This window comes from Natrialba magadii ATCC 43099, from assembly GCF_000025625.1.
GTDB lineage: Archaea > Halobacteriota > Halobacteria > Halobacteriales > Natrialbaceae > Natrialba > Natrialba magadii.
Map to the genome: position 1 here is coordinate 1,307,000 of NC_013922.1, position 21,433 is coordinate 1,328,432.

Annotated in this window: 17 protein-coding genes; 12 read left to right on the forward strand and 5 right to left on the reverse strand. The window is 64.8% G+C overall.

The features are described from left to right. Positions 1-2: 2 nt before the first annotated feature. Positions 3-1,106 carry a putative sulfate/molybdate transporter gene (locus tag NMAG_RS06130; RefSeq protein WP_004217195.1) on the reverse strand — a complete coding sequence of 368 codons (1,104 nt, stop codon included), beginning with the start codon at positions 1,104-1,106 and terminating at the stop codon, positions 3-5. Between the two features lie 270 nt (positions 1,107-1,376). On the opposite strand from NMAG_RS06130, the gene NMAG_RS06135 reads away from it, so the two are divergent. From NMAG_RS06135 to NMAG_RS06155, 5 genes are all read left to right on the forward strand, one after another. After that, the gene (locus tag NMAG_RS06135; protein ID WP_004217196.1) at positions 1,377-2,414 is read left to right on the forward strand and encodes an AIR synthase family protein; all 1,038 of its coding nucleotides are present in this window, start codon (positions 1,377-1,379) and stop codon (positions 2,412-2,414) included. Positions 2,415-2,530: 116 nt separating this feature from the next. Further along, complete coding sequence (gene thiD, locus NMAG_RS06140) at positions 2,531-3,916, forward strand: bifunctional hydroxymethylpyrimidine kinase/phosphomethylpyrimidine kinase (RefSeq protein ID WP_004217198.1); 1,386 nt, start codon at positions 2,531-2,533, stop codon at positions 3,914-3,916. 95 nt (positions 3,917-4,011) lie between these two features. Continuing rightward, positions 4,012-4,347: a tRNA-binding protein gene (locus tag NMAG_RS06145; RefSeq protein ID WP_004217199.1), complete on the forward strand. Its 336-nt coding sequence runs from the start codon at positions 4,012-4,014 to the stop codon at positions 4,345-4,347. 63 nt (positions 4,348-4,410) lie between these two features. Beyond that, complete coding sequence (gene mutS / locus NMAG_RS06150) at positions 4,411-7,080, forward strand: DNA mismatch repair protein MutS (RefSeq protein WP_004217201.1); 2,670 nt, start codon at positions 4,411-4,413, stop codon at positions 7,078-7,080. 99 nt (positions 7,081-7,179) lie between these two features. Beyond that, the gene (locus NMAG_RS06155) at positions 7,180-7,980 is read left to right on the forward strand and encodes an SDR family NAD(P)-dependent oxidoreductase (RefSeq protein WP_004217202.1); all 801 of its coding nucleotides are present in this window, start codon (positions 7,180-7,182) and stop codon (positions 7,978-7,980) included. Positions 7,981-8,034: 54 nt separating this feature from the next. On the opposite strand, the gene NMAG_RS06160 is transcribed toward NMAG_RS06155, so the two are convergent. Next, on the reverse strand, positions 8,035-8,922 hold the full coding sequence (locus NMAG_RS06160; protein WP_012996497.1) for a M48 family metalloprotease: 888 nt from the start codon (positions 8,920-8,922) through the stop codon (positions 8,035-8,037). 154 nt (positions 8,923-9,076) lie between these two features. Between NMAG_RS06160 and NMAG_RS06165 the strand changes: the two genes are divergently transcribed. From NMAG_RS06165 to mutL, 3 genes are all read left to right on the forward strand, one after another. Then, the gene (locus tag NMAG_RS06165) at positions 9,077-10,003 is read left to right on the forward strand and encodes a dihydrodipicolinate synthase family protein (protein ID WP_004217204.1); all 927 of its coding nucleotides are present in this window, start codon (positions 9,077-9,079) and stop codon (positions 10,001-10,003) included. A gap of 27 nt (positions 10,004-10,030) precedes the next feature. Next, entirely contained in the window at positions 10,031-11,023 is a 993-nt protein-coding gene (locus NMAG_RS06170) for a hypothetical protein (protein WP_004217205.1), read from the forward strand. 147 nt (positions 11,024-11,170) lie between these two features. Further along, positions 11,171-13,468: a DNA mismatch repair endonuclease MutL gene (gene mutL / locus NMAG_RS06175; protein WP_004217206.1), complete on the forward strand. Its 2,298-nt coding sequence runs from the start codon at positions 11,171-11,173 to the stop codon at positions 13,466-13,468. 26 nt (positions 13,469-13,494) lie between these two features. On the opposite strand, the gene NMAG_RS06180 is transcribed toward mutL, so the two are convergent. Next, entirely contained in the window at positions 13,495-14,820 is a 1,326-nt protein-coding gene (locus NMAG_RS06180; protein WP_004217207.1) for an MFS transporter, read from the reverse strand. Between the two features lie 126 nt (positions 14,821-14,946). Here NMAG_RS06180 and rtcA point away from each other — a divergent pair, with 126 nt between their 5' ends. The 4 genes from rtcA (at position 14,947) to NMAG_RS06200 (ending at position 18,533) form a co-directional block, all read left to right on the forward strand. Continuing rightward, entirely contained in the window at positions 14,947-16,065 is a 1,119-nt protein-coding gene (gene rtcA, locus NMAG_RS06185; RefSeq protein WP_004217208.1) for an RNA 3'-terminal phosphate cyclase, read from the forward strand. Between the two features lie 107 nt (positions 16,066-16,172). Then, complete coding sequence (kdgK1, locus tag NMAG_RS06190) at positions 16,173-17,126, forward strand: bifunctional 2-dehydro-3-deoxygluconokinase/2-dehydro-3-deoxygalactonokinase (protein ID WP_004217209.1); 954 nt, start codon at positions 16,173-16,175, stop codon at positions 17,124-17,126. Positions 17,127-17,356: 230 nt separating this feature from the next. Beyond that, on the forward strand, positions 17,357-17,929 hold the full coding sequence (locus NMAG_RS06195) for a GNAT family N-acetyltransferase (RefSeq protein WP_004217211.1): 573 nt from the start codon (positions 17,357-17,359) through the stop codon (positions 17,927-17,929). A gap of 100 nt (positions 17,930-18,029) precedes the next feature. Then, positions 18,030-18,533: a hypothetical protein gene (locus NMAG_RS06200; protein ID WP_004217212.1), complete on the forward strand. Its 504-nt coding sequence runs from the start codon at positions 18,030-18,032 to the stop codon at positions 18,531-18,533. Between the two features lie 114 nt (positions 18,534-18,647). Here NMAG_RS06200 and NMAG_RS06205 read toward each other — a convergent pair whose 3' ends face one another. Together NMAG_RS06205 and NMAG_RS06210 are read right to left on the reverse strand one after the other, a co-directional pair. Then, on the reverse strand, positions 18,648-19,946 hold the full coding sequence (locus NMAG_RS06205; RefSeq protein WP_004217213.1) for an RNB domain-containing ribonuclease: 1,299 nt from the start codon (positions 19,944-19,946) through the stop codon (positions 18,648-18,650). A gap of 191 nt (positions 19,947-20,137) precedes the next feature. Next, a complete protein-coding gene (locus tag NMAG_RS06210; RefSeq protein WP_004217215.1) occupies positions 20,138-21,274 on the reverse strand; it encodes a sensor histidine kinase in 1,137 nt (378 codons plus the stop codon). Positions 21,275-21,433 lie beyond the last annotated feature (159 nt).

Genomic DNA, 21,433 nt, shown 5'->3' on the forward strand with positions numbered 1-21,433 from the left:
GGTCACTCGGAGAGCAGCCAGAACACGACCGCGCCGAGGACGAACGCGATACCGACGTTGACGACGAGCCCCACGACACCGACGCCGGCGACGAGTGCGAGCGCGCGGCGATCCGTAAACGGAATCGGATCGAACGCTGCCCGGCCGAGTTCGATGGCGACGACGACGAGCAAGACTCCGAGCAGGGCCATCGGAAACGCGGCTAGCAACGCGCCGGTCGCGACGAGCGCGAGGGCGATGTAGCCCACACCGAGCAACACGTTCGCACCCGCGGTCCGCGCGCCGAAGGCGTACTTGCCCGCGAGGCCGCCGCTGCCGTGACACATCGGAACCCCGCCGGCAGGGATCGCTGCGAGGCAGGTGACACCCATGCTCTGGGAGAGCCTGTCGGCCGACACGTCGCGGTCGTAGAGATCGCCACAGAGCAGCGCGGTCGCGATGGCTGCGTTGCCAATCGTCATCCCGAGCTGTGCGACGGTGCCCTCGAGTGCCGCGCCAGAAATCGTCGGCGAGCCAGCGGGGAAGAGTGTGAGTTCGGGGAGCCGCGGAGCGGGAACGCCGGCTGCGAGCACTGCGGCGACGCCACCGAGTGCGAGCACGACGAGCACACTCGACTGGCGATAGCCCAGAAGCGCGAGCAGGCAGACGAGCGCGAGCCCGGCGACGGCGACGCCGGGCGCGCCGAGCGAGAGGTCGACCGCGGCCTCGAGCAGGAGGAGGGCGACGGCGAACTGTACGCCACGAATAACGGGTTCACCGACGACGCGCTGGAGGTGCCCGACGAGGCCGAACGAGCCCACGATCAGCAGAACGCCACCGGCGAGCAGCCCAGCCGCCGCGAGTTCGGGGTAAGAAAGCGAGCCGACGATCGCCAGGCCGACGAGCGCTTTCATCGGCTCGACGGAGAGCGGCATTCCGTAGTACAGCCCCCAGATAATCTGGAAGACGCCGAAGCCGACGAGCACGTGTGCGAGCGAGACGCTCGTCGTCGCAGCGAGCGCGACGAGCAACGGCAGGACAGTAACCGAATCTCCTAGCGCACCCGTGAGTTCGCTGGCCGAGAACTCGAGTTCGGTCTGTGCGTCTCGCCTGAACGAGTGCCCCATTCGGTGGTGCTTTGCCGGGCAGTGATTTCACTGTTTTCAGAAATCGAGTATGGTTGCGTCAGCGGCCGTCTTAAACCGTTATTGGTTACAGGGACGGAGTACGTATTGACGTCGAAGGTCGCCCTCATCGGCACTGTCCGCGAGCGGGACTCGAGTACACCGGATCATCACTCAGCACTACCGACTCCCAGTCCCTCAGGCAAACGAGCCGGTGGTTGCTGCCAACTGGGGATCAGCAGCCTGAAGAGCGGCCGCTGGGTGCGTGTTCGTATGGCTGATCTCGGCAAGATAGATCGCGAGTTCTTCGAGCGCCGGATTGCGCCGAATCTCGGTGCTGACCGGGACGACGTGGTTCTCGGGCCGACCCACGGTGTCGACTTCGGCGTGCTCGATATCGGCGGGCAGGCGTTCGTCACCGCGACCGATCCGCTCTCGATCCCGCCAGCGCTCGGGTTCGAACGCGCGGCACGGTTCGCGCTCGACCTCGTGCTCGCGGACGTGGCCGTCAGCGGCGTCGCGCCGTCACATCTCTCGGTCTGTTTCACGCTTCCCGAGACGATGTCCGACGGGGAGTTCGCGACCGTCTGGGAGACGTTTCACGAGGAGTGCGTCGATCTCGGTGTGTCCGTCGTGACGGGGCACACGGCCAGATACTCTGACCCGTCCCATCCGTGGGTCGGCGCAGCGACCGCGATGGGCGTCGGCGAGCACGACGAAATCGTCCGCCCAGACGGAGCGCGTGTCGGCGACCGACTCCTGCTGACGACCGGGCCTGCCGTCGAGTCTGTCGGACTCCTGAGTACGATCTTCGCCGACGAGATCGACCTTCCGGCGGACGTGCTCGCCGACGCACAGGAGCGCCTCGACGAGGTGTACGCCGTCCGGGACGCGCTCACGGCGGCCGCGGCAGGCTCTGGAACCGTCACCGCGATGCACGACGTAACCGAAGGCGGGCTCGCCGGCGCGCTGAACGAGATGGCCGCCGGTGCGGGTGCTCAGTTCGTGATCGACCGTGAGGCTGTACCGATGCGCCCCGGTGTCGCCGAACTCTGTGAGCATCTCGAAATCGACCCCTGGGCGATGACCAGCAGCGGCTCGCTTCTCATCGCGGTCGACCCCGACGGCGCTGCTGCGGTCACGGACGCACTCGAGAACAGGGGCACTGTCGTTGCGGACATCGGTCGAGTGGAGCGCGCCGAGTCCGCGGACGACTCTGCGGCAGGGGAGGTCGTCGTCGATGGAGAGCGGCTCGACCACCCGAACGAGGATCCGTCGTGGGCGGCATACGCGGAGCTTGCAACTGAGTAGCACAACCTGACGTGGCTGCAGGGTGTCGCGCTGAGTAACCCGACCCAGTCCGAATTACAATCCGCAGCGAACAGTGCACCATCATCGATTTGTATAACCAGTGAATACCAACAGCTATGAGAACACCAGCACCCGACAGCCGCCCCGTTGCGCTCACAATTGCGGGCAGTGACTCCGGCGGCGGGGCCGGTATCCAGGCCGACCTCGCGACGATGACTGCCCACGGCGTCTTCGGAACGTCGGCGATCACCGCCGTCACCGCCCAGCACACCCGCGGCGTCGAGCGCTCGTTCGCCCTCCCCACCGAGGAGGTCACAGCCCAGATTGACGCCGTCACCGGCGACTTCGCCGTTGGCGCGGCGAAAACGGGGATGCTCGCAACAACTGAACTCGTCGAAACCGTCGCCGAGAAGGCAGCCACGTTCGAGTTCCCACTCGTCGTCGACCCCGTGATGGTCGCGACGACCGGCGATCGATTGTTAGAACCCGATGCCGAGCGCGCCTACGAGGATCTCCTGTCGGAGGCGACTCTCGCCACGCCGAACGCGGACGAGGCCGAGGTGCTGACGGATATCGCAGTCACGGACGAGGAAAGCGCCCGCGAGGCTGGCGAGGCGATCCGTGACCTCGGCGTTGACGCAGTACTAGTGAAGGGGGGCCACGTTCCCGGAGAGACAGTCACCGACCTGCTCGTCACGGAGGCGGGGACGACGACGTTCGAACATCCGCGCGTCGGAACCGCGGCGACTCACGGCTCGGGCTGTACGCTGGCGGCGGCCATCGCGGCCCGGCTGGCGACCGGCGACGACCTCGAGACCGCAGTTAGCGGTGCGACTGACTTCCTCGCTCGCGCGGTGCGCTACGCCTACGATGTCGGTGAGGGTGACGGTGCGGTAAATCACGCCGTCGACCTGCGAAACCAGGCCGCGCGGGAGCCGACCGCCGAAGCCGTGCAAACGGTCGTCGACCGACTCGTCAACGCCGACGTCACCGCACTCGTCCCCGAGGTCGGGATGAACGTCGTCGGCGCGACGCCCTACGCCGAATCCGTCGACGAGACAGCCGCCGTCGAGGGCCGCATTACACGAACGTTGTCGGGCATCCAGCCGAACCGCGGCGTCCGCTTCGGCGCGTCGAGTCACGTCGCCCGCTTCCTCCTCTCCGCACGCGAATTCAGCCCCGACCTTCGGTTCGCCGTCAACTGCCGATTCGGACCGGATGTGGAGGCGGCGCTCGAGGCACTCGAGTGGGACGTCGCGGAGTACGATCGTGGGGACGAGCCGACGAGTAGTGCTGAACAGGAGGGCGAGACGATGGGGTGGGGCGCACAGCAGGCGTTCGGAGGCCGTGACGGCGAGCAGTCGCAGGAGTCGCAGGAGCCGTCCACAGCCGTGATCGACCGCGGTGCAGTCGGCAAGGAGGCGATGACGAAACTCGTCGCGGCTGATCCAGCGACCCTCGCGGAGCGTGTCGTGGCGCTCGACGCGGCACTCGAGCGCTGAAGTTGCACCGATCCCGAGGCCGCGTCAGTGGCTTCCTGTGGGAACAGTCGCCGCAAACCGAACGCTCATTCCCCAACACGCCGACAGCACGCCACATGGTCGAGAACCCATTCGACGTCGACATTCGCGTCGGCGAAGTACTCGAGGCCGAGGCATTTCCGGAAGCGAACAAACCCAAGATGACCAAACTCTGGATCGATCTGGGTGACAAACACGGCGAGATTCAGTCTGCGGCGCAGTACGACCACCACTACGAACCCGAGGAACTCGAGGGACGGCGCGTACTGTGCGCGACGAACCTTGGTACCGTCCGCATCGCAGGGTTCAAATCCGAGGCGCTGACGGTCGGCGTCCCCGACGAGGAGGAGTATCCAGTGCTGGTCGAACCGGACCGAGACGTGGACGTGCCGCTCGGTGGCCTGCTATTCTAAGACGGTAATCACTTCCACTGCGGATCCCGCAGGGTTTTTGGGATGGAAAGCCAGGCTCCGAGTATGACAGAGGCGACGGGCATCGTCGGGGAGTTCTTCTCGCTCAAGGAGGGCACCGACGCGGAGTTGCTGGCGATGCAGTGTGGCGATTTCTACGAGTTCTTCGGCGAGGACGCGGAAACGGTCAGCGACGAACTCGATCTCAAAGTATCCCAGAAGTCCTCACACGGCTCGTCGTACCCGATGGCCGGCGTGCCATTGGACGACCTGACGCCGTATCTCAAGGCCCTGGTCGAGCGCGGCTACCGGGTCGCCGTCGCCGACCAGTACGAAACCGACTCCGGCCACGCGCGAGAGATTGTCCGCGTCGTGACGCCCGGGACGCTACTCGAGACGAGTGATGCAGACGCGCAGTATTTGGCGGCGGTAGTGGACGGTGGCTCTGGCTCGAGTAGCGGGTCGACGGACGCGCGCTACGGCCTCGCCTTCGCCGACGTGACCACCGGCCGCTTCCTCGTCGCCGAAGCCGCAGACACCGACGAGGCGCTGACGGAACTCTACCGGTTCGATCCCGTCGAGGTACTTCCCGGGCCCGAGAGCAGAACTGACGACGACCTGCTCGGAACCGTTCGGGAGCGCATCGACGCAACCCTCACGCTCCACGAGACGGAGGCGTTCGCACCGAAGCGCGCCGACCACGCAGTCCAGGAACAGTTCGGCAGCGAGACCGTCGATCGACTGGCGGTCGGCGAGGCAGCCATCGCCGCCGCGGGCGCGATCCTTTCCTACGTCGAGGAGACCGGCGCGGGCGTACTCGCCTCGATGACACGGATCCAGTCCCACCACGGCGACGATCACGTCACCCTCGACGCGACGACCCAGCGCAACCTCGAGCTGACCGAAACGATGCAGGGCGAACGCGACGGCTCGCTGTTCGCGACGATCGACCACACGGAGACCAGCGCCGGCGGGCGGCTCCTCAAGGAGTGGCTCCAGCGCCCTCGTCGCGCGCTCGACACGCTCGAACAGCGCCAGGAGAGCGTCGCCGCGCTCGCCTCGGCCGCGCTCGCTCGCGACGAGATGCAGGACACGCTCGGTGAGGCCTACGACCTCGCGCGGCTGGCCTCGAAGGCAACCCACGGCAGCGCAGACGCTCGCGACCTCGTCGCCGTGCGCGAGACGCTCGCCGTGCTGCCGGCGCTCGCGGAGACAATTGAATCCGCGCCAGACCTGGCTGATTCGCCGCTCGCCGAAATCATCGACCGGCCGGACCGCGAGACCGCACGCGAGCTTCGGGAGGCACTCGAGAACGCCATCGCTTCGGACCCCCCGTCGACGGTGACCCAGGGTGAACTCTTCCAGTACGGCTACGACGATGACCTGGACGAGGTCATCGACAGTCACGAGGAGGTCAAGCAGTGGCTCGACACGCTCGCCGAGCGAGAGAAGCGCCAGTACTCCCTCTCGCACGTCACCGTCGACCGGAACAAGACCGACGGCTACTACATCCAGGTCGGCAAGTCCGCCGCCGACGGCGTCCCCGACCATTACGAGCAGATCAAGACGCTCAAGAACTCGAAGCGGTTCACGACCGACGAACTCGCGGAGAAGGAACGCGACGTGCTCCGACTCGAGGAGAAACGAGGGGAACTCGAGTACGAACTCTTCGAGGAGCTCCGGGAAGAGGTCGCCGAGCAGGCGGAACTCCTGCAGGACGTGGGCCGGGCGCTCGCGACGGTCGACGCGCTGGCGAGTCTGGCGACCCACGCGGCCGAGAACCGGTGGGTCAAGCCCGACCTGCACCACGGTGACGCGCTCGACATCGACCAGGGTCGCCACCCCGTCGTCGAGCAGACGACCGAGTTCGTTCCGAACGATGTCCGACTAGACGGCGAGCAGCGAGGCTTCCTGGTCGTTACCGGCCCCAACATGTCCGGAAAGTCGACCTACATGCGCCAGGTCGCCTGTATCGTTCTGCTGGCCCAGATCGGGAGTTTTGTCCCGGCCAAGGAGGCCGAGATCGGCCTCGTCGACGGTATCTTCACCCGCGTCGGTGCGCTCGACGAACTCGCACAGGGCCGGTCGACGTTCATGGTCGAGATGAGCGAACTCTCGAACATCCTCCACGCGGCGACCGACGAGTCGCTGGTCATTCTGGACGAAGTCGGCCGCGGCACGGCGACGTACGATGGCATCTCGATCGCCTGGGCGGCCACCGAGTACCTCCACAACGAAGTCGCAGCGAAGACGCTGTTCGCAACGCACTACCACGAACTGACCGGGCTCGCGGAGAACCTGCCGCGCGTCGCCAACGTCCACATTGCAGCGGACGAACGCGACGGCGACGTGACCTTCCTCCGAACCGTCCGGGACGGTCCGACTGACCGCTCGTACGGGATCCACGTCGCCGATCTGGCGGGCGTCCCCGGCCCCGTCGTCGACCGCGCGCAGGACGTCCTCGAGCGCCTCCGCGAGGAGAAGGCTATCGAGGCGAAGGGAGGACACACGACCGAGCCGGTCCAGACGGTGTTCGATGTGGGAAGCGGCCAGTTCCGCGGGCCGGCGAACGCGGATGGCGGTGAACCGGACGATGCGCCGGACGAGAGTGAGCGTGGGCCTGACCCCGAGACCGAGGCCGTACTCGAGGACCTCGAGGAGCTCGACGTGAACGCGACGCCGCCGGTTGAGCTTATGTCCAAGGTACAGGAATGGCAAGAGAACCTCTCTGAGTGAGTCTGCGCCGACGGCGGAGCCCCTCGTCCATTGTACAACTCTCGGCCGACTGGTTTTACATCGGTAAATCTATACGCCGATTCGCCATTGCATAGCACGATGCACGAACCAGATTATGACGTGTCGGGCGAGACTGCCATCGTCACCGGCGCGAGTCAGGGAATCGGCAAGTCGATCGCGGAGACGCTCGCCGCGAGCGGGGCGAACGTCGCGATCTGTTCGCGCTCGATCGACCGCGTCGGCCCGGTCGCGGAGGCGATTAACGACGCCGAAGACGTGCCTGGCGAGGCCCTCGCCGTCGAGTGTAACGTCCGCGAGCGCGACCAGGTCCAGTCGTTCGTCGACGACACCGTCGAGGCGTTCGGTGACATCGACATCCTCGTCAACAACGCCGGCGGCGAGTTCATCGCGAACTTCGAGGACATCTCGGAGAACGGCTGGAAAACCATTGTCGACCTCAACCTCCACAGCACGGTTCACTGCACCCAGCTCGCCGGCGAGGTCATGCGCGAGGGCGACGGCGGCACGATCATCAACCTCTCGTCGGTCAACGGCCAGCACGCCGCGCCGGGCGAAAGCCACTACAGCGCCTCGAAGGCGGCGATTATCCGACTGACCGAGACGCTCGCGACCGAGTGGGCCGGCGACGGCATCCGCGTCAACTGCGTCGCACCCGGCCTGATCCAGACCCCCGGCGTCGCCGAGACGCTCGGCATCCAGAGCGAGGATATGCCACCGCGCGAGAAAACGGAGCGCCGCATCGGCCACACCGAGGAAATCGCAGACGCCGTCCAGTTCCTCGCCAGTCCGGCAGCCTCGTTCATCACCGGGGAGACGTTGACCATCAAAGGGGTTCCACGCGCCGGGAACTCGATGTCCCAGGACCTGGGACTCGAGTAGATAGTGACGGAGACGGCGTCTCGTGCCCCTCGTGGACGCTGTACTGTTTGCTGCTCACGTTGACGCTGCACCTGACGTATTCTCGACGAACTGCTCGCGAAGCCGGGCGATTCGCCGGTGTGTGGGTGGGTGCGTCGAAACCGGCGACAGGGAGTGCGTTGGAACGATACAGAACGCGTTGAACCCGGCGACCGTCCGGAGGTCTGCATCCGGCGGCGCGGGTTCGCCGTGCAGCGTCGCGAGTGCGCTTGCGAGGGCGTACGGATCGCCCGTGATCGCGACGGCACCGCGGTCAGCAGCGTACTCGCGATACCGCGACAGAACGAGCGTTCCCGGTAGGCTGGCGAGATACACCGGAAGCCCGACGAACAGCAGGTACGTGCCGAGCAGAAACGGCAGCCCGATCAGCCACGAACCGAACGTGAACGTCCGTCTCGCGGTCGACAGCGCGACAGCCGAGACGACCATCGGGAAGCCGGCGACGGTCATCACCGTCGAGTCATCGTTCTTGAGGTATGCGAGTTCGTGCGCGAGGACCGCTTCGAGTTCGTCGTCCTCGAGCGTCCGCAGGAGCCCGGTCGTCACGCAGACGACGGTTCTGTTTCCCGTTCCGGCCGAAAGAGCGTTCGGCTCGTCCGATGGGATCACGGCGACTGGGGGCACCGGGAGGTCGGCCTGGCGAGCCAGCCGCTCGATGGTGTCGTACAGCAGCGGATACTGCTCGCGGTCGATGGCGACCGCGTTCGTCGCCCAGTAGGCGATGTAGTCGGCCTGCGAGACGCTTGTCAGGATGATGACGGCAAAGAGCGCACAGACCACAAGTGCCATGGTCGTCGACAGGACCGAGAGGACGACCCAGCCAAGGACGGCGTATCCGGCGAGTGTGAGGACGAGTGCCAGTAGCATCCGCCACTGAAGCCGTCTGTCGGAGGACCAATCCATACGAGACGTTCACCGACACGAGTCAAATACCTAACTGAACTGGAGCCCGATCGAGTCGTATCGCACTCGTAGCGGGCTACTACGTGCTGGAGTGGACCCAACGACCGATCTCCTGCGGGCATACGCTTTTACAGATTCCGGAAGACACCCACGTATGACCCTTCGACAGTCACTTACCGGAATTACCTGCCCCATCGTCACGCCGTTCGACGAGCGCGGCGCCGTCGACGAACGCGCACTCGGTGATCTACTCGAGTACCTCCTCGCGGGCGACATCGACGCCCTCTTTCCCTGCGGGACGACCGGCGAGTTCGCCAGCCTGTCGCGGGACGAGCACCGGCGCGTGACCGAACTAACCGTCGAGCAGGCCGACGGCGAGGTCCCAGTGCTGGCCGGCGCGGCCGCGACGAGCGTGGACGACGTTCTCACCGCCATCGAGGACGCCGCTGCAGTCGGTGCCGACGCTGCCGTCGTCACACCGCCGTACTTCCACACGGCGAACGATCCGGCCGGCAACCAGCAGTTCTTCGAGACCATTGCGGACGAGTCGTCGCTGCCGCTGTTGCTGTACAACATTCCGGCCTGTACTGGGCAGGGAATTGCACCGGAAACCGTTGGGGCGCTCGCGAGTCGCGACGACGTGCTCGGCCTGAAGGACTCGAGTGGCGACCTCGAGTACTTCCTCGAGACGATGCGCCGGACGGCCGACACCGACACCGACACCGACACCGACGCGGATTCGGACTTTCTCATGCTGCAAGGGTACGACGCCCTCCTCGTCCCGGCGCTGCGGATGGGTGCCGACGGCGGCGTGAATGCGCTCTCGAACGTCGCACCCGAGACGTACGCCGACCTGTACGAGACAGCTACTGGAGTTCGAGGCGCAGAACTTCAGACCGCCGTTGCCGACCTGTTCGACACCTGCGGCGAGTACGGCTTCGCACCAGTGACGAAGACGGCACTCGAGTACCACGGCGTGATTCCCTCGGCTGCGGTTCGGCCGCCGTTCGTGTCCGTTCCCGACGATGGGCGGGCGGCGATCGAGCGGGCCGTCGACGGACTCGTGCAGTCGGAAGATTGATACGCTGAAGTGAGTAGGTGCTGACATATGAGCGACCCCGAAGCTGACTCGACGACGGGTGTCGGTGGGTTGGCTGAACTGACCGACTCGTCCGACCAGGCCGATCTGGACGTCGGCGTGAGCACGCCTGCCGCCGTTGGACTCTATCTCGCCGTCGTCGCAGTGGGTGTGACCGCGCTCGTCTCGGTCGCCACGGGCGCGACTGCTGAGGTTCTACTTACCTCCCTGCCGACTGCGTTCACGGGAGGGGTGCTCGGTGGGATCGTTCTCGCCCGAATTCGTCCCACCGTCCTGTTCCGCCTCGGGCGCTTTCGGTGGCGGACGCTTACCCTCTGGCTACCCGCACCGCTCGTTGCCGGTGGCGCACTCGTCCTCGATTCGACGGGGCTCGTTCCAGAAACGGGGCTCACGCTCCCCCTGCTCATCCCGGCGGCTGGCGTTCTGCTGACGGGACGGCTCGCAGCGCACGCCGTACACGATCTTGCCGCCGGTGCGACGGTGGATAACGGAGCGCCGATCATCGAGTGGACGTGGTACCAGTCGGGACCCAACCCGCCGCTGATTGCACTCGGGGTTGGCTCGCTGCTGTTCGCTGGCCTCACGTACACGCTTTCAGGGTCGAACAGACTCCCGACTCGCCTCGGCGCGCTCGGCGCGATCAGTCTCCTTCTCGGCTGGGCACCGACCGTTCGACTCCCATCGTCTGGTGACACGCCGACCACGCTGTTCTCGGTCCCCGACTTCGACTACGCGCGTGCCGAGATTCGGGCCTACGCGGACGGCCTCGTCGTCGAACCCCGATTTCGGCCGTCCTACCGGCGCGTCGTTCCCTGGGACCGAGTCACCGGCGTCCGCCTGACTGAGGACCGACTCGTGCTCGAACGGCGCTGGTGGCCAGATATCCGGTGTGATCGCGCTGCAATCGACGACGTGGACGCCGTACTCGAGACCGTCGAGACGAGCGGCCGGAACCGACCACAGCGAGTCGACCCAGCCACGGCCGACGAACCGCAATTCTGACCTCCCTCGAGCCCCAGTTGGGACCATACGCCGACCGTCATCGTCCGGACCGATATCGGAGTTGTGCTCGCGCTCGTGCTCGTACTCGCACTTGCATTTGCACTCGAGTCGGTCCAACCTCAACCCACCTGAGACTGTGCCCGAACCATGACCGACACACAACCACCGACCGACGAAACCGAGATTCACCAGTTAGACGAGGACACCGTCGCCCGCATCGCCGCCGGCGAGGTCGTCGAGCGGCCCGCAAGCGCCGTCAAGGAACTCGTCGAGAATAGCCTCGACGCCGGGGCGTCGAGTATCGACGTCACCGTCGAGGCCGGCGGCACCGACCTCGTCCGCGTCGCGGACGACGGCCACGGCATGACTGAAGCCGACCTTCGCGCTGCCGTCCGCCAGCACACGACGAGCAAGATCAGCGGCCTCGACGACCTCGAGTCGGGTGTTGCCACCCTCGGCTTTCGCGGCGAAGCCCTGCACACTATCGGCTCCGTCTCGCGCCTGACCATCCAGTCGCGCCCGCAGGACGGCGACGGCGCGGGCACCGAACTCGTCTACGAGGGCGGCACCGTCGAATCGGTCTCGCCGACCGGCTGTCCCGCGGGAACGACAGTCGAGGTCGCGGATCTCTTCTACAACACACCTGCCCGACGAAAGTTCCTCAAGACGACGGCGACCGAGTTTGCCCACGTCAACCGCGTCGTCACCCGCTACGCGCTCGCCAACCCCGAGGTGGCCGTCTCGCTGACCCACGACGGCCGCGAGGTGTTCTCGACGACCGGCCAGGGCGACCTTCAGGCCGCCGTGCTCGCCGTCTACGGCCGCGAGGTCGCCTCCGCGATGATCCCCGTCGACGCCGACGGCGAGGAACTGCCGCCGGGGCCACTCGAGTCCGTCGCTGGTCTCGTCTCCCATCCCGAGACGAATCGCGCGAGCCGAGAGTATCTGGCGACGTACGTCAACGACCGTGCGGTGACCTCGGACGCGCTTCGAGAAGGAATCATGGGTGCCTACGGGACGCAACTCGGCGGAGACCGCTACCCCTTCGTCGTGCTCTTTCACGAGGTCCCAGGCGACGCCGTGGACGTGAACGTCCACCCGCGAAAGCGGGAGGTCCGCTTCGACGACGACGATGCAGTGCGCCGGCAGGTCGATTCGGCGGTCGAGAGCGCCCTCCTCGAGCATGGCCTGCTTCGCTCGCGAGCGCCGCGCGGTCGCTCGGCACCGGGAGAGGCGCAGGTGACGCCGACACAGGAGGAACTCGCGGAGCGATCAGGTGCTGGAACGGAGACGAGTGCAGCGGAACCGAGTGCAGCGGAACCGAGTACGTCCGAAGGCGACGCCGACGAGTCGGGGGTACTCGAGAGCGGTGACACAGCGAGCGGGACGAACGAGGAGACAGCCACGAGCGCTGCCGGTGGCGATCGGAAACCGACGACGCCGGATCGAGCGGAAGATCCGAAATCGGCAGAGTCGGTGGACGCGACGAAGTCGCAAGCGAGTGAGTCGACGGAATCGGCTGACGCCGAGTTCCAGTCGGCTGCAGCGTTCCGTCCAGATGACGATTCGACGAGTGACATCTCCGCCGCATCGTCCAGTTCGCCGAGTGGTGTGGGCGGCCAGGCCGATCCAGATCCAGATACAGATACAGAAACGAATACGGATACGGATTCGGCTCCAGACCCGAAACCAAATCCGGAATCCGCGGCCGCCTCCTCGATGGAGACGCCGGGAGCCACTGAGACGAAGGATGGAAACAGCAAGTTCGACGCCACAACGGAACAACGGACGCTCGCAGGCGACGCTGCGACAGGCGGAGACTACGACCACGAGTTCGACTCACTGCCACCCCTACGGGTACTCGGACAGCTCAGCGACACCTACCTCGTCTGCGAAACCGACGACGGTCTCGCACTGATCGACCAGCACGCGGCCGACGAACGGGTCAACTACGAGCGCCTGCGTACTGCGTTCGACGAGGACTCGTCCGCGCAGGCGCTGGCCTCGCCGGTCGAACTCGAGTTGACCGCCGCCGAAGCGGAGGCGTTCGCGGCCTACCGCGATGCGCTCGCCCAACTCGGATTTTACGCGGATCGGGTCGACGACCGGACGGTGGCGGTGACGACAGTGCCGGCGGTGTTCGAGAAGACGCTCGATCCGGAGCAGCTTCGAGACGTGCTCGTCTCGTTCGTCGAGGGCGACCGCGAGGCAGGGGCGGAGACGGTCGACGCGCTGGCGGACGAGTTTATCGGCGACCTGGCGTGTTATCCCTCTATTACGGGCAACACGTCGCTGACGGAGGGCTCCGTCGTCGACCTGCTCGCAGCGCTCGACGACTGTGAGAACCCGTACGCTTGCCCGCACGGGCGACCGGTGGTCGTACAGTTCGACGAGGCCGAAATCGAGGATCGGTTCGAGCGAGATTATCCGGGCCACAGCGGCTGAGGTGTCGCCGCCTCGGTTTCTGGTCGCTACTCTGCACGGTGTGGCTCCGGTTCGTCGAGCGAGCGGACTGGGCTCTCGGAACGGCGTTCGTGATAGTAGAGCCAGACGCTACAGAGGAGCGCGACGAGCGCTGCACCGGTCGCAATCGCGAACGCGATCTGATAGCCGGTTTCAGTGTAGACCCGGACACCGCCGACGAGTTCGCCGGTCCAGTAGGTGTCGAGTACCCAGCCCATCACCGTCGGGAGCATCGCTGCACCGAAGAACGCCGCGCCGTTGACGGTCCCCGTCGAGAGCCCGCTGGCGCTGCTCGGATGGCGGTCTTTGACCATCGCATAGCCGAGCAGGAACGCGCCGAGTAGCGTGCCGGCCATAAAGAACGCGAGCCCGACGATGGGCAGCGGCGGATTACCGAGAATCGCGAGCACGGCGAAGCAGGCCACGAAACCGGTCCCACCGACAACCATCAGTTCGCCGCGCCGCTCGAGTCGGTCGGAGAGCCATCCAAACGCCGGTGGGCCGACCATAATGCCGACGCCGCCGAGCAGGGTGAACGTCGAGGCGTAGGCGACCGAGACGTCGTACAACTGGACTACGTAGGGAATCCCCCAGAGGCCAAATAGCGTGAGATTCAGTCCGGTCGTACAGAACAGCATGACGCTGACGACCCAGATCCACCGATCACGGAGAATCTCGGTGAGGTGCGTCCGAAGCTCCGCGTTCGTGAGCGTCGGCTGTCCCGGCACACCCTCTATCGGATCGAATCCGGCGCTTTGGGGTGTATCACGAACGAAGAGGTAGACGCCCACGCTCGCGACGAGACCGGCGATGCCGAGCCAGGCGAGCGAACTTCGCCAGCCGACTGCGTCGACGGCGAGCGCGAGCGGCGTCGTCGCGAGGACGCCACCAACGCCGGAGACAGCAAAAGTGAGCCCGCTCATCGTCGCGAACTCGTCAGCCCGGTACCAGTTTGCACAAAAGCGGAGGATACAGACGAAGATGACGCTCCCGCCTAGCCCGACGAGTCCGCGGGCCGCGATCGCGCTCAGGTAGCCGTCCGCAAACGCGAACCAGACGACACCGACGTTCATCACCAGTCCGCCGATCGTGGCAGTCCGTCGCGGCCCGATCCGATCCGCGAGGATGCCCGTCGGAATCTGCATGAACGCATACACCCAGAAGAACATCGCGTGCAGGGTTCCGAGCTGTGCGCCGGTCGTCCCGAACGAAACCATGAGTTCTTCCGAGAGCACCGCCGACGAGAGTCGGTTGAGGTTGACGAGCAAGAAGACGACGCCAAGTGTCAGCCACAGTATCCAGCGCCGCCGGAGCGGATCGGTCCAGAGTCGCATTCGCTGGGAGTCTCCGCCGAAGCACCGAAAACGTTCACGAAGCGGAAGTATGTGCCGCCCGCTCACCGTTGCTTCGCTGCTGCCGACAACGAAACGGCACTCCAGCCCGTACTGGCTGTCACTACTATGACGACGCTCGAACTCGACGGCGAACACGCCGGCGGCCAGTTCCTGCGAACCGCACTCGCGCTGTCAGTACTCGAGTCCAGACCGATTCGAATCGAGAACATTCGCGGCGACCGGCCGACACCGGGGTTGGGCCACCAGCATCTGGCGGTCCTCGAGACGATGGCTGAACTCACCGACGCCGACGTATCGGGTGCCGACCACGGCGCGGAGACCGTCGCGTTCGATCCCGGAACGTCCCGACTGGCGGGCGGGGAGTACGCCGTCGACATCGGCACCGCCGGCAGCGTGACGCTGCTGTTCGACGCCGTTCTCCCGCTGGCGACCGTACTCGAGTCCCCGCTGTCGCTGACAGTGACCGGCGGAACGGACGTGGCGTGGTCGCCGCCGCTGGATTACACGCGATACGTGAAACTGCCGCTGCTGCGCCGATTCGGACTCACTGCCACAATCGAGTGTGAGCGGCGCGGATTCTACCCCGATGGTGACGGACGAGCGACGCTCCACCTCGCACCGTCCGAAATCGAGCCACTCGACGCTCCCTCGCTGGTCGAGCGGCCGGACGTGGCTGGGCTCCGGGCGTACTCGACAGAGGCCGCCGCGCTGGCGGAGCAGGATGTCGCACATCGACAGGCTGCGGGGGCGCTGAATCGACTCGGACTCGAGTCGGTGGGCACCGAGACCCCCAGAACCGACTCAGCGCTCGCCGAGTGCGAGGTCGTCGAGCGGATCGAGACGACCGCAGCGAGCGCCTGTCCCGGCTCGGCAATCGTGCTCCGACTCGAGTCCGAAGACGGCGTTCCGGTCGCGGGCTGCAGCGCACTCGGCGAGCGCGGCGTGCCAGCCGAGCGCGTCGGCGAGGACGCCGCGGATGCCGCAAACCAATTTGCGGGCAGTGAGGCCGCCGTCGACCGCCACCTGGCCGATCAGCTTCTCGTCTTTCTCGCACTCGCCGGCGGCCGGGTTCGCGTGCCCGCCGTCACCGATCACGTCGACTCGAGTTGCGACCTTCTCGAGTCGTTCGGCGTGCCGGTCGTGCGCGTCGGAGAGGGGACGGGAGAGACGGCCGTGGTCGCCGTCGAGTCGGGTGACGAAGTCGGTGAAGCCGACGGTGTCTGAACCGACAGGGATGCTCACGTGACACCAGAACAACTTATACCGGCAGCGTCCGATTGTCGCGATATGACTCGGACAGACGGCACCGACCGACGGCGGAGGGTCGACCCATGAGCGAACTCGTCACCTTCGGCGAGTCCATGCTCAGACTCTCCCCGCCCGGTCACGAGCGACTCGAGAACGCGACCGAACTCGAGGTTCACGCCGGCGGTTCAGAGAGTAACGTCGCTATTGCCGCCCAGCGGCTCGGAACGGAGTCAACGTGGACATCGAAGGTACCCGAGACACCACTCGGCCGGCGCGTCGTCGGCGAACTCAGACAGCACGGCATCGAAACAGATGTGGTCTGGAGCCACCGCGGTCGGCAGGGTACCTACTACCTGGAGCAGGGTGGCTCGCCCCGCGGCACGAACGTCATCTACGACCGCGCGGATAGCGCTATCACGACCGCCTCAGCAAGCGAGTTCAATCTCGGTTTGATCCAGAACGCGCAGGTGTTCTTCACCAGCGGTATCACACCCGCGCTCTCGGAATCACTCCGGGATGCCACAGCGAACCTGCTCAAGGCAGCCAGACAGGGCGGGACGACGACCGCCGTCGATTTTAACTACCGGCGGAAGCTCTGGAGCCCCGAGGAAGCCGAGTCGACGATGACTCGACTGTTCCCTGGTATCGATATCCTCATCATCGCCGCCCGCGACGCCCGCACCGTCCTCGGCTTCGAGGGCGACCCGCGCCAGCTCGCGCACAAACTCGGCTCTCAGTACAACTTCACCACCGTCGTCGTCACCCGCGGCGACGAGGGCGCAATCGGCTGGCACGACAGCGTCGTCCACGACCAGGCGGCCTACGAGACCGACACCGCCGACGCCATCGGCACCGGCGACGCCTTCACCGGCGCGTTCATCGCCCGCCGACTCGACGGCGACGACGTCCCGACGGCACTCGAGTACGCGGCTGCGACGGCGGCACTGAAGCGGACGATTCCGGGCGACGCGGCGCTGGTTACGGCGGAGGAAGTCGAGGAGGTCGTTGCGGAGCAGGGCGAGGATATTTCGCGTTGACGGTGTGGCTGGCAGGTCGAGTGTTGTTTTGTCCGTTGTGCTGTCCGTTCCATTCTGTTTCCGCTCAGCTTTCGTTCTACTCCGTTCTGTTTTCGTTTCTCACTGTCCCGTCGCTTACTGTCTCTTCCTCCGCTTTCCCGCATGTGCTCCACCTACGACACTGGCCGTGGGACACCAAGACACACCAGGCCAGTACTTTTGCCGACTCCATCTGAAATTCCACTATCACTATGGACTGGACTATTCGCCAGGCACCGCCGTCGGCCGCAGCAACCATCCGGGAAATCGCCCGCGAAAGCTGGCATGCCGCCTACGACGACTTCCTCGGCACGTCGCAGGTCGACCGGATGATCGATGACTGGTACGAACTCGAGGCACTCGAGTCATCCATCGCGACCGCAGCCGACCAAGCGAGAGCGTCGTTTCTGGTCGCCGTTCCATCCGAGGTCGACGACGCAGCCAATGGTGAGCACGCTGAGAACGCTGAGAACGCTACAGCCGCCGTCGGCTTCGCACACGCTGGCGTCGACCCAGACGAGCCCGAAACCGCATACCTCCCACGGCTGTACGCCCGGCCGAGTGTCTGGGGAGAAGGGGTCGGAACTGCGCTGATCGACCGCGTTGAAGCCGACCTGCGCTCACACAGCGACCGACTTCGACTCACCGTCCTCGCAGACAACGAGGTCGGCGTCTCGTTCTACGAATCGCGCGGCTTCGAGCGAGTTGAAACGCGACCGTCGGATCTGGAGTCCGTGGATGGCGAGGGTGTACTCGAGGAGCACATCTACGAAAAGTCGCTGTGAGTGTGGTGGACTGGTTTGAAAGGAGGATACCGAATCGAACGAGTTTTTCATAACGATTCAAGTATATAAATTTATGGTGTTGTAGTGAGGTTGGTAGGGCATGAATCGGCGCAAGCTGCTGCTCGGTAGTGGAACGTTCGTTGCATCGATGGCAGCAGGTTGTCTACAAGCGGGCGGAACTAGCGAAAATAAAGCGACCGTCGCCACCGACGCAGTTGAACAGTATTTCCAGGCGCTGCAAGAGAACGATCAAGAGCGGGCGAACCAGCACGCACATCCAGACGGCGAGTACTATCTCGACGATGAGAGCGATCCCGTTCTGAGCGCGGAGGGGCTCACAATTGACGAAACGGAGGTCGTCGATGTCGAAACGGGCGTCGGACACATGCACGAAGACGCTGACGAGGTCTCCATTGACGAACGCGTCGAAGAGGAGAGAACTGCACTCGAAGCGCTGCAGGACGAGTACGGGTTCGACGACTACGCCTACGTACGTCACGACGCCGAAGCCGAGGGGCTCACATTTAATTCGATCTACGTCCTCTTCGAGAGCGATGACGGGTGGGTCATCTGGTCGGTGCCAACCGTTCTCCACGAACACTGAGGACCTATCGGTTGTGCTGTGGATAGAAAGCCGGTGTACGTACAAAAGCCGCTGTAACCCGGTTCGAAGAAGCAAACCGGTTTCTCAAGCGCTATAGCGCCTTTTCGGTTTCACCTACAGCGTCTTTTCGGCTTCGTCGTCGTCGACGATTTCGATCCCACGGTTGTTGACCGCCATCGGATCGAGACCAACCTCCTGCAGGAACTGCTTGTACTCGCGCTCACACTGCTCTGCGTCCTTTTGCTTATCGCTCGCGCGGTCACAGAGTTCCACGAGGTTCTCCGGCACGTCGTTCTGGTAGACGATCCAGTGATTGATCAAGTCCGAGAGGCGGCGGATCGGGCTGGTGAAGTGGCCGTAGATCTCGAAGTTCAACGCGTGGTGGCCGCCAAACGGGTCGTTCATGTACTTTGCGCGGGGCATCACCTTCATCACGGCCCACTGGATCTTGTCGAGTTGGCGGCCGGGTGCCTCCTCCAGGGTCGCGTTGACGGCCTTTCGTGGGTCCTCCCAGGTATCGCCGGGGATCGAGACGCCGTCCAAGTCCTGAATCTCGCGCAGCGCCTCGGACCACTCGTCCGGGCTTGGCTGCGGGTGAACGCGGTACATCGCCTCGACGCCGCGGTCCCACATCAGCGTGTGCGTGACGGCCTTGTTGGCCTTGAGCATACACTCCTCGATGATCGTGTGGGCGCGGTCGCGGCTCGGGTTCAAAACGAGCGAGCCGTCTTCCTTGCGCTGTTCGTGCATCCGGTCTGCGACTTCGTGGACCAGTTTGTTCTCCTTGTGCAGCGGCGCGTCGGGATCGTCGAGCCGGTTCTCGGCCTGCGAGTACGTCAGGCGCTCGTCGGACTCGATAACCGACTTGTAAATCTCGATGTTCTCGTAGCCGAGGTGCTCCTTATCCAGGTGCATCTCGACGGTGTGGGCAAAGCGCTCCTCGTTTGGCACGAGCGAGCAAACCGACTCCGCCAGAATCGGCGGGAGCATGTGGATCGTATAGCCCGGCAGGTAGACCGTGTTACTGCGCTCGACGGCCTCGTCCCACATCGCCGTCTCCGGGTTGACGTAGTGGGTCACGTCGGCGATGTGCACCCAGAGGACGTACTCGTCTTCGCGCTCTTCGATCGAGAGCGCGTCGTCGAAGTCCTGGGCGTCGATCGGGTCCGTCGTCCAGGTCGTCAGGTCTCGCAGGTCCTTTCGGTCGTCGATCCCCTCTGAGATCTCCGACTGTACGTTCTGCGTTCGCGCTTCGGCCTCCTCGAGTACCGCCTCGGGGAACTCGTCCCGAATCTCGAATTTCTCGAAGAGGTCATCGCGCTTGTTCTCGAGATGACGGGCGAGATCCTCCGAGATCTGGACGGGACCCTGCCCTTCGGCCGTACCGGCTTCGGCCTGTGCGTCGTCGCTCATGGCGTGGGGTACGGAGGTGAGGGTGAAAGTCGTGTCGGGTTCTGTGTTTGGCTCGAGGGTTCGTGAACAGGGGGGACAGAGATCACTGTCTATACATCATCCGTACATCACCCACCCGCACATCACTCGCATCTCACACCACCCGCACATCACTCGCATCTCACACCACCCGCACAGCACTGGTCACATGTTTAGACCGCCTGTTCTCGCTCTTCTCGCTCGCTCGTCGACGCCACCGGTAACGTGAACGAAAACGTCGCCCCCTCGTTGGGCGCAGACTCCACCCAGAGACGCCCGTCATGTCGCTTGACGATTCGCTTACACAGCGCCAGGCCAATGCCCGTGCCAGAGCGCTCCTCGTGGCTGTGCAAGCGCTGGAATACCTCGAAAATCCGTTCCTGGTCGTCCACCGCGATACCGATCCCATCGTCGTGAAGCGAAATCTGCCATTCCGTGTCCGTTCGCTCGGCTGTGATCGTGATCTCCGGTCGCTCCCCCCCGCTGTACTCGATTGCGTTCGAAAGCAGATTCTGGAACAACTGGCGCAACTGGTCCGCATCACCCGCCACCGTCGGCAGCGACTCCGACTCGATCTGTGCGTCGTGTTCCTCGATTTTTACCTGCAGGTCCTGACGAACGTTCGCGAGCACGTCGTCCAGTTCCGTCGGCGTCAGCGGACTGCCTTCCGTGTCGATTCGAGAGTACTCGAGTAACGCGTCGATCATACTGCGCATTCGATCCGCGCCGTCGATGGCGAACTCGAGGAACTCCTCGCCGTCCTCGTCGAACCCGTCGCCGTAGCGCTGTTCGATGAGCTGGAGGTAACTCGAGACCATCCGCAGGGGTTCTTGCAGGTCGTGGGAGGCGGCGTAGGCGAACTGCTCGAGTGACTTGTTCGACGCCTCGAGCTGTGAGATGTAGTGGAGGAGGTCTTTGGACTGTTCGCGACGGACGAGCAGCGAGTTGAGTCGGCGAAAGAGCAGCAGTCGGTCTACCGGTGCGTCGATGATGTCGTCAATCAGGTAGGGAGGTTCGCGATCGTCGACGTCTGGGAGAGTGATTTGTGGGTTGCTGTCGGTCCGGCGGATGAGGACGACCGGACAGAAAATGGGGTCACTCTCCTCGACGCGTTCTTCGAGGGCGGCGTGATACTCCGGGAACGAGTGGTCGTCGACGAGATAGAGGTCGGCCTGCCCAATAGACTGCGTCGTCCGGACGGTGTAGTGGTTCTCGAGGAGTTTGCGGATCGCGGCACGGTTTCCTTCCTCGGTGATGAGTAACTGTATCGTGGTCGTCTGTGTCCCGGCTGTGGGCGTGTTCGAACTCATGTGTGATCTGTGTCGCTGACGTCCGCTACCCCATCCCTGCCGTGTAGATCGGTCGTTGTGCACGTTCCGAGGTAGCTGGCTGCTCGGGATACCCCGGTCGTTCGCGTCTGTGCTTGCGTCTCTGACCCACCCGCGCTTCGTCTCGGCTCGATACAACTC